Raw genomic sequence first — 14,427 nt, 5'->3', positions numbered from 1 at the left:
GCCCGATCCTCTCCTTAACTAGCGGTTTCCCGAAAATCGCCCTGCGTCATACACCCAATCGCGCGGCTTGTCACCGTTCCGGCGCACTAGAAGAGCTCAACGAGCCCTTGAGTGATACTCATCATTTGGCCGCATGTCGGTTGCCGCCGCGACGCGGTTGGTCATGTTGAAGAAGGCCGTAACCGAAGCGATGTCCCAGATATCCCGATCCGAATAGCCGGCATCCCGCAACCCCTGCCGGTCCCTCTCCAGGATCTCCGCAGGCCGCTCCGTCAGTTTGACCGCAAAATCGAGCATTGCCCTCTGTTTCTCCGATAGATCGGCAACACGGTAATTCATCACCATCAATTCGCCGAGTTCCGGATCTCCCGACAATTCGCGCACAGCACAGCCATGGGCGGTCAGGCAATAAAAACAGTGATTGACGGACGATACCGCAACGGCAATCATCTCTCTATCAAGCTTGGAGAGACCGCTCTCGCTGAGCATGAGGTCGTTATACATGTCCGTGAAGGCGCGCAGTTTGGTTTCGTCAAATGCATAAGCTTTGAGAACATTGGGCACCAGACCCAGCTTCTCCTCGCATAATTCGAAATATGCCTGCGTTTTTTCACTTAATGTTTCAATTGAATCGATCTCGCAAGGCCGTGACTTTACTTGACAATTTACCCCTCCCGTCATGAAAACTTTCAGGTCGCCTGAATATGAACTTAAGTCTTAGAAGCAGCGCGCGACAGAGCCAAACCAAAAGATCGCCTAAGGGGATGGAAAATGCCGGACAAACACGACGTCGAGAAACTGAAACTCATCGACGCTGTCCACACCACCTTGAACAAAGAGGACCCTGACCTCGCGGAATTTTCCAACGCGTTTTACGACCGCGCCGCGGCGGAGGATGTGGTTGCCTACTCCAGTGAAGAACTCACTGCCTTCGTCAAGGATGCCTGGCAGGACTTCCAGACCCATGAACTCGGCACGCACCGGGTCAAACTTTCAGATCCCGCCTTCAAGGCGGCCGGCAACAAGGCCAGCGAACTCACCGTCATCGAAATCGTCAATGACAACATGCCGTTTCTGGTCGATTCGGTCATGGATGAGCTGCAGGAAAGCAAGCTCGAGGTTCACCTTGTTCTCCACCCGATCTTCATCGTTGAACGCGACGATGATGGAAAACTTCTTTCCGCGGTTGCCCGCAAAAAGCCGGCAAAGCGCAAGGACCGCCAGGAAAGCCTGATCCATATTCATGTTACCCGTATCGATTCCGACAAGGCGCGTCAGGCCCTGAAGGACAGACTTGATGCGGTTCTGAATTCCGTTCGTTCGGTCGTTACCGACTTCAAGCCGATGCAGGAGCGTCTTGCCGAAGCAATCGACACATACAAAACCACGCAGATCCCCGGAAGCAGCGACGAACTCTGGGAAGCCATCCATTTCCTTGAATGGATGGAGAATGACAATTTCATTTTCCTCGGGATGCGCGAATATACGTTCGAGGGTGGCGTCGAGGAAGGCGAGCTTTCGCCCCATGAAGGAACCGGCCTTGGATTGTTGACCGACCCGGATGTGCGGGTTCTGCGGCGCGGCTCTGAATTTGTGCAGATAACTCCGGAGATTCGAGAGTTCTTGAACAAACCGGAGCCGCTCATCATTGCCAAGGCCAATGTGAAGAGCAACGTTCACCGGCGCGTTCACATGGATTATGTCGGCGCCAAACTCTATGACGACGACGGCAATATGATCGGTGAGTTGCGGATTGTCGGCCTCTTCGCGTCAACCGCCTATACCGAGCCCACCAACACAATTCCCTTCCTGCGCCGCAAGGTCGCCAGCGTTCTCGCCCGCGCCGGATACGGCTCGGAAAGCCATTCAGGACGCGCGCTGCGCAACGTTCTGGAAGCTTATCCGCGCGACGAGCTCTTCCAGATCGATCGCGACCTGCTGTTCAGTTTTGCCATTTCGATCCTCCAGCTGGACGAGCGCCCGCGCATCCGCGTCCTGTCACGACCGGACAAATTCGATCGCTATGTCTCGATCCTGGTTTTTGTCCCGCGTGATCGCTACACGACCGAAGTGCGCCTGAATGTCGGCACCTATCTGGCCACTGTCTATGAAGGCCGTGTGTCCGCCTGGTACGTCACTTATCCTGAAGGACCGCTCGCGCGCGTTCATTACATTGTCGGCCGGGACAAGGGCGAGACACCGGAACCACCTCAGGAAGAACTGGAAACTGCAGTCGCCGACATGATCCGGACATGGTCCGACAGTGTCCGTGACGCGCTCAAGCAGGAGTTCGCGCCCGCAAAGGCACGTTCGCTGGCGGACCGCTACGCATTGTCGTTCCACGGCGGCTACAAGGAAGTTTACAACGCGCAGTCCGCGCTGCTCGACATCGTCAAGCTGGAAACACTGACGGATGAGCACAACACGACCATCACCTTTCACAGATTGAAGGGATCCAAGGACAACAGGTTGTCGCTGAAGGTTTATCACAGCGGTTCTCCGATCCCCTTGTCTGCCCGCGTGCCGCTTCTGGAAAACATGGGGTTCCGTGTCATCAACGAGCGAACCTACCGCGTCACGCCCGCCGACCTTGGCATGTCATATCTGCATGAGATGACCCTGGAGGCACAGGCAGGGGAGTCCTTTGAAGTCGGCGACGAACTCCAGTCGCGCCTCGAAAGCATGTTCATGGCAGTCTGGTCCGACCGGGCCGAAAACGACGGCTACAACCGATTGGTCCTGACGGCGGATCTGGCCTGGCGTGACATCGCGGTCATTCGCGCCCTGTCCAAATATCTCAGGCAGGCAGGAGTTCGTTTCTCCGAAGACTATATGTGGGGCACTTTGAACCGGTATCCGGCCATTGCCGGCAAGCTGGTCGAGCTGTTTCACTTGCGGTTCAATCCCGATGTCACTGAAAAGGATCGCACCAACGGCACCAAACGCCTCGAGGACGAGCTGACAAGCAGCCTGGAAGACGTTTCCAGCCTCGATGACGATCGTATCTTGCGCCGTTTCCAGAACGCGATTGAATCGATCCTGCGAACCAATTTCTATCAGCTGGATGAGGCCGGTCTGCCGAAATCCACTTTCGCGTTCAAGGTCGACAGCCGGTCGATCGACGATCTGCCGAAGCCGCGCCCCTACCGTGAAATCTTCGTTTACAGCCCGAGGGTCGAAGGGGTTCATCTGCGTTTCGGCATGGTCGCGCGCGGTGGTCTGCGCTGGTCCGACAGACCTCAGGATTTCCGCACCGAGGTGCTCGGCCTCGTCAAGGCACAGCAGGTGAAAAACGCGGTGATCGTTCCGGTCGGTGCAAAGGGTGGCTTCCTGCCCAAGAGACTGCCTCCTATGAGCGACCGTGAAGCATGGTTCACTGAAGGCACCGAGAGCTACAAGATCTTCATCAATGCGCTTCTGGACGTCACCGACAACCTGGGAGAAGACAGCATTCTGCCGCCGGAACGTGTTCAGCGCTTCGATGGTGACGACCCTTATCTCGTCGTTGCCGCCGACAAGGGCACGGCGACATTTTCCGATACGGCCAACGGCATTTCCGAAGGACGGAATTTCTGGCTTGGCGATGCCTTCGCATCCGGTGGTTCTGCCGGATATGACCACAAGAAAATGGGCATTACTGCCCGCGGTGCCTGGGAGGCTGTCAAACGGCACTTCCGGGAAATGAACAGGGACATTCAGAACGAGCCCTTTACAGCTGCAGGCGTGGGAGACATGTCGGGCGACGTCTTCGGCAACGGAATGCTGCTGTCAAAGGCAACCAAACTTGTGGCCGCATTCGATCACAGGGATATTTTCATTGATCCCGATCCGGACCCGGCCAAGACCTGGGACGAACGCAAGCGTTTGTTCGACATGGGCCGCTCCTCCTGGAAGGACTACAATCAGGACCTGATATCCAAAGGCGGCGGGATCTTCTCGCGTCAGCTGAAATCCATACCTCTGTCACCGGAAATTCAGAAGCTTCTTGACCTTCAGGTTGCCAGCGCAACGCCGCAGGAAGTCATGATGGCCATCCTGAAAATGGAAGTCGACCTGCTCTGGTTCGGCGGGATCGGCACCTATATTCGCGCCACAACGGAGACCGATGCCGATGCCGGCGACCGTGCGAATGATCCGATCCGCATCACAGCACCGGAACTTCGCACCAAGGTGATCGGAGAAGGCGCGAACCTTGGACTGACCCAACTGGCTCGCATCGAATTCAACAAGAAGGGCGGACGCTGTAATTCCGACGCCATCGACAATTCCGCCGGTGTGAACTCCTCCGATATGGAGGTCAATATCAAGATTGCGTTCGGTGCCGCCGTGAAAGCCGGCAAGTTGAACATCGAACAGCGCAATGAACTCCTGGCCGAGATGACCGATGAAGTCGCGGATCTGGTCTTGCGGAACAACTATCTGCAAACCCTCGCGATCTCCATGACCCATCTCCGCGGCATGGAAGATTTCGGTTTCCAGGTCCGCATGATGCGCCAGCTTGAACAGGCCGATCTTCTGGACCGGGTTGTCGAGCAATTGCCTGATGAGGCCACGCTCGATGAAATGCGCAAGGCGGGTCAGCTGCTGACACGTGCCGAGCTAGGTGTGCTCCTGGCCTATGCCAAGCTCACGCTTTACGACGCGCTGCTGGAAAGCACGGTTCCCGACGATTCCTATCTTGCCCGCGAGCTTTTCCGTTATTTCCCGGACCAGATGGCGGAGACCTACAAAGACGAGATCAACGGACACCGTCTGCGCCGCGAGATTATCGCAACCATGCTGGCGAACTCGATGATCAATCGTGGCGGGGCGACCTTTATCACCCGCCTGCGCGACCAGACCGGCGCGACTGCAACGGAAATCGCTCAAGCCTTCGTTGCAGTCCGCAACAGCTACGACCTGACCGACCTCAATACCGAAATCGATGTTCTCGACACCAAGATCGACGGCGATTTGCAGCTTGAGCTTTATTCCGAAGTGCAGTCCCTGCTGTTGGAACGGGTGGTCTGGTTCAAGCGGAACGTTGCCTTTGACAAAGGGTTGTCCGCAGTTGTGAAGCGTTTCCGGACAGGCATCTCCGCCCTTCGCGGTCGCCTCGAGAGCCTGCTGCCAGAAGAGCCGGGTGCAATTTTGAACCAGCGCACAGCTGACTACATCAGTCGGGGCGTACCGGAAGAGCTTGCAAAACGCATAGCCTGGTTGATCGCCGAGCAAGCAATCCCCGACATCGTCATCGTTTCGGAGGAAACCGGCGCTGATCTCGAAACCGCGGCAACCGCCTATTTCCAGGTTGCACATCACTTCCGGATTGGTGCCATGCACGAACGAACCGACGAACTTGATGTGCGCGACTACTATGACGGGCTTGCTCTCGACCGGGCCAGGGCAACGCTCTTCGGCGCGCATCGCGCGCTCGCGATCCAGGCTGTCAGATCTGGCGGATTTGACGGCTGGCTGGAAGCTCACACTGCCGAAGTCGCGCGCACACAAAGGTCCGTGACCGAAATTCTGGACGGTGCGCTCAGTGTCTCCAAATTCTCGGTAGCCGCAAGCCTGCTTGCAGAGATTTGCGGCACGGCGTGACCTGGAAAGCATGCTAGGACTGAAATGGAACTTGGGCCGGCAGGACTGCTGCCGGCCTTCTTCGTACCGGCACAGGATGCTCTGATGACAACAGCTGCTGACACCGGCACCCTGAAAACCGATCGGCGCGCCGTCCTGTCCTGGGCGCTTTTTGACTGGGCCGCCCAACCATTTTTTACACTGGTCACGACCTTCGTCTTTGCTCCTTATTTTGCCGCCTCTCTCGCCTCCACACCTGCAGAGGGGCAGGCGCTATGGGGCTATGCAACAGCCGCTGCCGGTCTTGGTATTGCCCTTTCAGCGCCAGTGCTTGGGTCAATTGCGGATGCAACAGGCCGGAGAAAACGCTGGATCTTATTGTTCTCCATTCCTTTCCTGATCTGCTGCTCGGCGCTTTGGTATGCCGCTCCGGGCGGTGCCCACAGCATTACGATCGCCTTGGTCGCCTTTGCCATCGGCACGCTTTCAATTGAGGTAGCAACCGTATTCAACAACGCCATGATGCCTTCGCTGGTCCCGGCTGCCAAAATCGGGCGACTGTCGAGTTTCGGCTGGGCAATGGGGTATGTCAGCGGTTTGGTAACGCTGGTCATCGCACTCGGTTTTTTGCAGCGAGCCCGGAAACCGGCCGGACCCTCTTGGGGTTCGAACCGGTTTTCGGTCTTGATGCGGCCACGCGAGAAGGGGACCGTGCCGTCGGTCCGTTCTCGGTTGTCTGGTTCATCGTCTTTGCGATACCGATGTTTCTGTTCGTTCCAGATGCGCCGAAACGGGCAAAAATCGGTGTCGCGGTCCGCAAGGGTCTATCGGATCTTGGCGAAAGTCTCGCTCAAGCCCGTGCCAACAGAAATATCTTTCTGTTCTTGCTCTCCAACATGATTTTCAAGGACGGGCTGGTCGCCTTGTTTGCCTTCGGCGGCATTTATTCAGCGGGGCAGCTCGGCTGGGGATCGATTGAAATCGGGACCTTTGGGATTATTCTGACAATCACGGGCACGCTGGGGCTCCTGCTTGGCGGTCCTATGGATGATCGCTTCGGGGCCAAACTTGTCATTTTGTTTTGCCTGATCGTCTTGATGATCTGCGGTCTTGGGATGATCTCTGTCGACAAGACCACTGTCTTTTTCGTGATCAAGTCAGAGCCTGCACCGGAAGGCGCACTGTTCGCTTCCCTGCCCGAACAGGTCTTCATTGTGCTGGGCGCTATCATCGGTGCCGTTTCCGGTCCGCTTCAGGCATCCTGCCGCAGCCTTTTGATCCGGTTGGCGCCGCATGAACACATGACGCAGTACTTCGGGCTTCTGGCATTGTCCGGCAAGGTCACAAGCTTTCTCGCACCTCTTGCCGTCGGCATCGTGACCGCGATCACCGCCAACCAGGCCACCGGAATGTCAGTTATTCTCGTGTTCTTTTTTGTGGGTCTGGTTCTGCTGACAATGGTCAAAGAAAAACGCGCCGGATGATCTCCGGCGCGTTTTTCTTTGTTGCTGTATTGAACTTGCCCTAGCCAACCTGGCGGACATTTTCCAGGAAACCCACGACTTCCTGTTTCAGACGATCGGCCTCCTTCTGCAGGACGTCTGCAGAAGCTGAAACCTGCCGCGCCGCATTGCCGGTATCGTCGGCGGACGCGGCGACCTTGACGATGTTCTGTGCAACTTCCTGAGTGCCATTGGAGGCTTCCTGAATGTTGCGGGCGATCTCGTTGGTCGCAAGGCCCTGTTGCTCAACGGAGGATTCAATACTTGAAGAAATCTCGTTTATCTTCTCTATGGTTTCCGAGATCCCCTTGATGGCTTCAACCGAACCAGCCGTCTCTGTTTGCACAGACTGGATCTGTAGCGAGATTTCTTCCGTTGCCTTGGCTGTCTGATTGGCCAGTTCCTTGACCTCTGCCGCCACAACCGCAAAACCTTTGCCCGCTTCTCCCGCCCGCGCAGCCTCGATTGTTGCGTTAAGCGCGAGAAGATTGGTCTGTTCTGCGATGTCGGTGATCAGCTTGACCACTTCGCTGATACGGTTGGCCGCCTGGGCAAGTCCTTCGATCTTCGCGTTGGTCACCTGCGCCTGCTCAACAGCATGTGAAGCAATCTCAGTCGATTGTCCCATTTGTCGGGTGATTTCGCCGACTGAGGCCAACAGCTCTTCTGCTGCCGAGGCAACGGTTTCCACGTTGGACGATGCCTCCTCTGAGGCCGCTGCCACGGTGGTACTCTTTTCGCTGGTATCGTCCGCACCGGCCGTCAGAGTGACGGAGGCAGAATTCAGATCCTGCACCTGGCTCATCACTGTTTCGGTCAACTCGGAGATTTGACGGTCAAAATTCTGGGACAGATCGCTGATCCGTTCGGCACGCGCCAACTGTTGACGTTGTGCTTCTTCCTGTTCCGCCGTCAAGGCTTCGGCTTGCTGGGCTTTTTCACGGAAAACTTCCAGGGCCTTGCTGATTTCACCGATTTCGTCGCTGCGCTCAGTACCGTGGATCGGCTCGTCGTATCGACGGTCGATCAGAGCCTGAATGCTGCGCACGGACTGTTCCAGCGGACGGCGCACAATTGCGTTGCCGACCAGATAAATGGATAGCGCAACGACCAGAAGCAGGACGGCTCCGACGGCCAAAATCATAGTCAGAATTTGCGTCGAAGCCGCATTCAGTGTCTCAAGCGGGACACTCACGACAACGGCAAGTTTCGAACCGGTTTCTCCGATCGGAACAGGCACCACGATGCGATGAACATCCGCGCCAAGGGAATTGGAGTATCCCTGATAGTCGAACCGGTTACCGCTCTCAACGGCTGCGAGCAACTGGTCCTGGTGCGCCAGATCGGTATCCGAGCGGCCCTCTGACCAGTTCTTGCCGAGCACAGCAGGATCAGGATGCGCGATCCAGACACCATTTTGCGAGAGAAGGTGAACCGACCCCGAACCAAGCGGTTTCTGCTGAGCAAGTACGTCAGACAGCGGTGTCAGCAGGATGTCGCCTCCGGCAACACCGATCACTTTGTTTTCGTTGAATATCGGTATGCTGAACGAAACGCCGGTGACCGTCTTGCCGTCTGCTTCCCAGCTGTAAGGCTCGGTCACGTAGTCCTTACCGGAGACATAGGCACCATTGAACCAGAGTTCGGCGGGATCGCTTGTGTCACCAACATCAATTTCCTCAATCGGACGATAGGCGAGCGTGCCATCTGCCTTGCGGAAGAAATACGGCTGCCATTCACCACCGGCAGCCCATTTTTCGTTGCCTTTGAATTCAGCGTCTTTTCCGTCGAGCTGGTCTCCTGTGACCACACCCCAGGCGCCGGAAAGATCCTTGTTGGTGAAGGCAAGATTTTCGACCACCGAATTCCAGGCTTCACGGTCGACAGCGCCGGCGTTCTTCAAACCACCAAGGGCACTGGCCAGGGCTTGCGCAGATTTCAGCCCCTTCTCAAGGCCACGTTGAACAAACTCTGCCTGCTCACGTGCGACCGTTTCGGCTTCTGTCCGAGCCAGCTTGCCGGTCACATTTGAGGCTTGCCAACCGATTGCTGTGATACCGATAGCCAGGGCGACCGTCATGGCCACAGCGCTGGCACCGATGAGCTTCGTGGTGACCTTCGCTTTCTTAAACACCAATATTCTCCGCGAATCGAAAGGCGGCAGATAAGGTCTGCCGGGATGATCACGAAGTTACAATCCGAGAGTTAACAAGGTCTTCAGAGACTGAAGTAAATCAGAAGACCTTTTGTCAATTTTTACAGGATTTTTATTTAGTTAGACTGCGTAGCACAGTATTAGTGTCGAAAATGTCGCATGCCAGTCATCACCATGGCGAGCCCGGCTGCATCCGCCGCTGCAATGACATCGTCATCGCGCATGGATCCTCCCGGCTGGATAACCGCGGTGGCTCCGGCTTCTGCCGCGGACAGCAGTCCATCGGCAAACGGGAAAAATGCATCGGACGCGACAACGCAACCATTGGTGAGCGGTTCGGAGAGCCCGGCAGCTTCGGTCGCATCAAGCGCCTTTCGCGCTGCGATCCGCGCCGAATCCACCCGGCTCATCTGACCGGCACCGACACCGACAGTTGCGCCATCCCTGGCGTATACGATCGCGTTGGATTTGACATGCTTCGCGACTCTGAATGCGAATTTCAGATCTGCCAGTTCCTGATCGCTCGGAGCGCGTTTGGTGACGACTTTCAGATCGAGATCATCGACCACACCATTGTCACGGGATTGCACCAGCAGACCGCCTGCGACCGACTTGACGTAGAGACCTTCGGCACGCGCATCCGCAAGACCGCCCGTTGTCAGGAGACGCAGGTTCTTTTTGGCCGATATGATCTCACGCGCAGCGTCGTCGGCATCCGGAGCGATAATGACTTCGGTGAAGATTTTGACAATTTCTTTCGCCGCGGCGGCATCAAGAACCTTGTTCAATGCGACAATGCCGCCAAAGGCAGAGACAGGATCGCAGCGAAGAGCCTTTTCATAGGCCTCCTTAAGGTCTGCACCCTCTGCAACACCGCACGGATTGGCATGTTTGATGATTGCAACAGCGCTTGTGCGCGCCGGATCAAACTCACTGACCAATTCGAAGGCCGCATCGGTATCGTTGATATTGTTGTAGGAAAGTGTCTTGCCCTGAAGTTGCCGCGCGGTCGCAACGCCCGGACGTTTTTCTCCGGTCTTGTAGAACCCCGCCGTCTGATGCGGGTTCTCGCCATACCTCATGACCTCGGCAAGCGAGCCGCCAACTGCCCGGTGTGCCGGTGTTGCTTCTTCCAGCTGATCAGCCATCCAGTTGGAAACCGCAGCATCGTATGCAGCCGTGCGGGCAAATGCCTTGAGGGCCAGTTTTTTGCGCAAACTTAGCGGCGACTGACCGCCATTCGTGTCCAGTTCGCTAATAACTGTTTCATAATCGGCCGGATCGGTCACAACCGTGACATAGGCATGGTTCTTGGCGGCCGCACGGGTCATTGCCGGACCACCGATATCTATGTTTTCAATACCGGTTGCATAGTCGGCACCCGAGGCTACGACATCTTCAAACGGATAGAGATTACCGCAGAACAGATCAATCCCGGTGATGCCGTGCTCACCCATGGCCAATTTGTGGTCATTGTCATCGCGGATGGCAAGCAGGCCGCCATGAACCATCGGATGAAGTGTCTTGACCCGGCCATCCATGATTTCCGGAAAACCGGTCACCTCAGATATGTCCAGCACATCCAGACCTGCGTCTTTCAACGCCTTGTAGGACCCGCCTGTGGAAACCAGTTCGACTCCGCGCTCTGCCAACGCCTTTGCGAAATCGACAAGGCCTGACTTGTCGAAGACGGAAAGGAGGGCGCGCTTAACGGAAACCAGTTCAGGAACGGGAACGGCTTTGGACACAATGGCCATGAATATGCCTCGCGATTGGGACAGTCTGGGAAAGTTGCCGTCGCCCTATCACGTCTTCGGTCAAATCGAAAGCTGCTTGCTTGGCTAATGTGCCTATTCTTCCAGTGGAAGTTCACCGACCTCATCGAAATCGCTGGTGCCTCTGCGGCTCAGCTTGGCAGTGGCCGTCTTTCGGAATTGCCACCCGACGGAAGGCGGTGCCAACAGCGCACCCGCGACAACAATCTGCTCATTCTTTCGATGACCATAGACATCCGACAGATAAATGCTCTCTTCCAGGACGATTTCACTGCCCGGAGCCTCGAATTCCCAAGCTTCACCGTCCCGGCACACAAGCAGGGCGGCCGACCCTCCCCTGATGAGCGATGTACGCAACGATGGGTGAAGGTGAAACCGGATGGCAAACGCGTGTTCCGGGTCGACATTGCCGATTGCCGAGAACGTGTCCAACCCGTCCAGCACCGTGCCATCCGCAGAAAGACTGACATCGCGTTTGTGCAGAACCCGGAATTCGGCAGCGTATCCGTCATGGGATGCGGAAATCCGGCTGCCGGCCCTGTCGTCCTCCCGCTCTACGGGAACATTCACCGGGCCTGAAAGGATCGGGGCGCCAAGCAGATGGCCGAAGGGCTTTTCGGACAGGAAGCGGCTGGAGGACGTATCCTCGATCGTTGCAGTGGAGTGGGCTGCGGTCGAGCGGCTCACCTTGCGCCATAGGGGATTGGATTTCGGTGAGACGCCGCAATTGACGACGATGCGGTTGGTCGCAGAAGAAAACTCAAGCGAAAGACAACCCGCGTGGGCGTCGCCAGAAACGCTCAAGGCCGGTGCCGGACCGGTATCCAGAAGTACGACCGATGAACCGCCACTGAGCCTTTGATATCCCGAATGAGGAGCGTTGACTGGTGGCGCTCCACGCGCATCGTCATAAGCCAGGATTGTTGCCACCAGATCGCCCGGAGTTGATCCCATGCCATTGAAATGCGCCAACGCGCCATCACCGTGGCGGAAGAAACGCAACAGGGGCATCATCCGGTCAACCGATTGCAGCATGGCCGGAGGCATCTCCAACCCTTGAGCGACAAAAGCCTGCCGAACAGGGAGAAGGTCGGCGAGAATATCGATCAAGGCCCTTGGATTGCGCGATATGTGACCGCCGTCAGGCAGTATCTGCCTGTTCAGCTCATGCTCCAGGCGGCGGATACTCTGACGGGCGAAGCGTCCTTGCCCGGCCATGGAGATGCAGGCCGATGCAATGGCCAGCGCCGCATGAAGCCGTTCAACGCCATCATCGGTCTCATTGATGGTCTGGCGGAGAAATCGAACCTGACGTGCAAGCGACTTGACGAAACTGCGATAGAAATCGTGGTCACCATCCTGCAGGATGAAGGGTGAATGCGCGAGCCATGACAGAATACGGCGAGTCACAACCCGTGCCTCCCAGCCGATCTCATGCCAGCGTCCGCTGTATTTGATCCAATCCTCGACCAGGGCGCGTGCATTTTGCCGGGCAATCTGACTGTCGGCGGCCCGCAGATCCCTTAACCAGCCGAAGCTGTGCAGTTCACGCTGCCAATCTTCATGCACGGCTTTCAGTTCGAAAGGTGATTTGCCCTGAGTTTCCACCAGGTGCCCGGAGAAAAGAAACCGTCCGCCGTAGATATCGGTCGCATTGGTCGCGTCAGCGGTCCGCAAATCCTGGGGCGCAATTAGAAGCCGCGCAGGCACAGACGAAAACGGCTGCATGCGAAACAGCGGTCCGCCATGCATCCATTTCAGGGAGCGTTGCCAAACATGCAGGGCCACAAGACGCCAGATCCGGCTTCTTTCATTGAGGCTTGCGATATTCACCAAACCATCTCCAACACCGATGGTTCACGCGCGACGATGATACTCTCCGATCACAAACTGAAGAAACGGATCGTTAAGGTTAGCATTTCATTTAGGGAATCATTGCAAGTGAACAGTTTATGCCACGTTAAGACCGTCTGAATCTGGCACCGAAAAATCCATCCATTCCCAATGTTTCCGGTGTTTCACCAGCCTCGTAACACGGCAGGCAACGCAAATAGCCCTCAGCGGTGACGCATTTGGTAAGTCCACCGATTTCAACGGCGTCAATTTCGACAACCTCAATTTTCCCGGCTTGCCGCGCAAGGAACGCGCTTACCTGTGCTTCCCCTTCTGCTGGTTCAAGGGAACAGGTGCAATAGACAATCAGCCCACCAGGTTTGACCCAGTCGACCACTCGATCCAACAGCTCGGCTTGAATTTCCGATAACTTTTCAATGTCATAAGGCTTCTTGATCCAGGGAACATCCGGATGCCGCCTGATGGTGCCGGTTGCGCTGCAAGGCGCGTCGAGCAAGACAGCGTCGAATGGCTCAGACGGTTCATAACGTCGAAGGTCCGAGGCAACGGTTGAGACCGACAATCCCAACCTCTGCATATTTTCCGAGAGCCTCTTGAGCCGGCTTTTGGAGATATCGATTGCCGTGACATTGGCTCCCGCAGCTGCAAGCTGCGCTGTCTTGCCCCCAGGTGCCGCACACAGATCAGCAACATTCAAGCCAGCAACATCCCCAAGCAGCCGCACTGGAAGTGCGGCGGCGACATCTTGAACCCACCACGCACCGTCGCCGAACCCTTCCAGGGCCTCAACGGCACCTTTCTTGACAAGACGCACGCTGCCTGCACCGACAGGAACCCCCTCCAGGCGCTGCACCCATTCGGCTGAGTCACCCTTGACGGACAGATCCAGCCCAGCTTCCCTTTGATGTGCACTGGATATCTTGCGCGCCAGGTCTTCACCATAGGCCTCCTGCCAAGTGGTCCAAAGCCAATCCGGAGTGTTGAGACGTTCGGCGTCAAGTTCGTCTGTGACATCGGCGCGTTCACGCCCAAGGCGGCGCAAGACACCGTTCACCAGCCCTTTGTAGGGCCGAGCCCGGCGATCCAGGCCCGCATGGTCGACCGCCAACGAAACTGCGGCCCTGTCCGGCACATCAAGGAAAAGCATCTGGGCGATGGCAACATGAAGGATGTCGAGAACCCGGCCTGTTTTTTCAGGAATATCCCGGTCCAGCAGCCTGGTCAGAATTTCGACGATCTCGCCCCTGTGTCTCAGGCTCGCTCCGACGATGGCACGCACCAGGGACCTGTCGTTGCCGGCAAGCGCACGAAAACCGGAATGGCCTGACTGCGTGTCCAGCTCTCCATCCAGTGGGCGTTTCTTGTGAACCACGTTGCCCAGAATATCAGCGGCGACCTTGCGCGCAGCAAAGCCCGGCTTGTCCGCTGTCTGGCTTCCATCACTGGCAGCAGGTTTACGATTGTTGTTCGGCTGTCTCGTCAAGTCATCTTACCATGTTCAGGAAAACCAAGCGCCGCAGGCGGGGGCTCCGGCTGCGGCGCGATATCGCAAGTTTACGGCGCTGAGGGCAGTTGGCAA

6 protein-coding genes and 1 pseudogene are annotated in these 14,427 nt (G+C 56.7%); 2 read left to right on the top strand and 5 right to left on the bottom strand.

What is annotated here, in order from left to right; translation table 11 throughout:
• Positions 1-96 precede the first annotated feature (96 nt).
• Entirely contained in the window at positions 97-681 is a 585-nt protein-coding gene (locus ACZ1HV_RS16780) for a peroxidase-related enzyme (RefSeq protein WP_472715785.1), read from the bottom strand.
• 90 nt (positions 682-771) lie between these two features.
• Between ACZ1HV_RS16780 and ACZ1HV_RS16775 the strand changes: the two genes are divergently transcribed.
• Together ACZ1HV_RS16775 and ACZ1HV_RS16770 are read left to right on the top strand one after the other, a co-directional pair.
• A complete protein-coding gene (locus ACZ1HV_RS16775) occupies positions 772-5,583 on the top strand; it encodes an NAD-glutamate dehydrogenase (protein ID WP_472715784.1) in 4,812 nt (1,603 codons plus the stop codon).
• An 84-nt stretch (positions 5,584-5,667) separates the two neighbouring features.
• Positions 5,668-7,046, top strand: a pseudogene (locus ACZ1HV_RS16770) (MFS transporter).
• A 40-nt stretch (positions 7,047-7,086) separates the two neighbouring features.
• On the opposite strand, the gene ACZ1HV_RS16765 reads toward ACZ1HV_RS16770, so the two are convergent.
• From ACZ1HV_RS16765 to ACZ1HV_RS16750, 4 genes are all read right to left on the bottom strand, one after another.
• Positions 7,087-9,198, bottom strand: coding sequence for a methyl-accepting chemotaxis protein (locus tag ACZ1HV_RS16765; protein ID WP_472715783.1), 2,112 nt, complete (start codon positions 9,196-9,198; stop codon positions 7,087-7,089).
• Positions 9,199-9,359: 161 nt separating this feature from the next.
• The gene (purH, locus tag ACZ1HV_RS16760; protein ID WP_472715782.1) at positions 9,360-10,976 is read right to left on the bottom strand and encodes a bifunctional phosphoribosylaminoimidazolecarboxamide formyltransferase/IMP cyclohydrolase; all 1,617 of its coding nucleotides are present in this window, start codon (positions 10,974-10,976) and stop codon (positions 9,360-9,362) included.
• A gap of 93 nt (positions 10,977-11,069) precedes the next feature.
• Entirely contained in the window at positions 11,070-12,827 is a 1,758-nt protein-coding gene (locus ACZ1HV_RS16755; protein ID WP_363324490.1) for a heparinase II/III family protein, read from the bottom strand.
• 127 nt (positions 12,828-12,954) lie between these two features.
• Positions 12,955-14,331, bottom strand: a complete 1,377-nt coding sequence (locus tag ACZ1HV_RS16750) for an RsmB/NOP family class I SAM-dependent RNA methyltransferase (RefSeq protein ID WP_472715781.1) — start codon at positions 14,329-14,331, stop codon at positions 12,955-12,957.
• Between the last annotated feature and the right edge of the window lie 96 nt (positions 14,332-14,427).

Source organism: Roseibium sp. JB4-4 (assembly GCF_055693425.1).
Note: the sequence above shows the minus strand (reverse complement) of the source record. Positions and strands in the feature narration are given on the sequence as shown.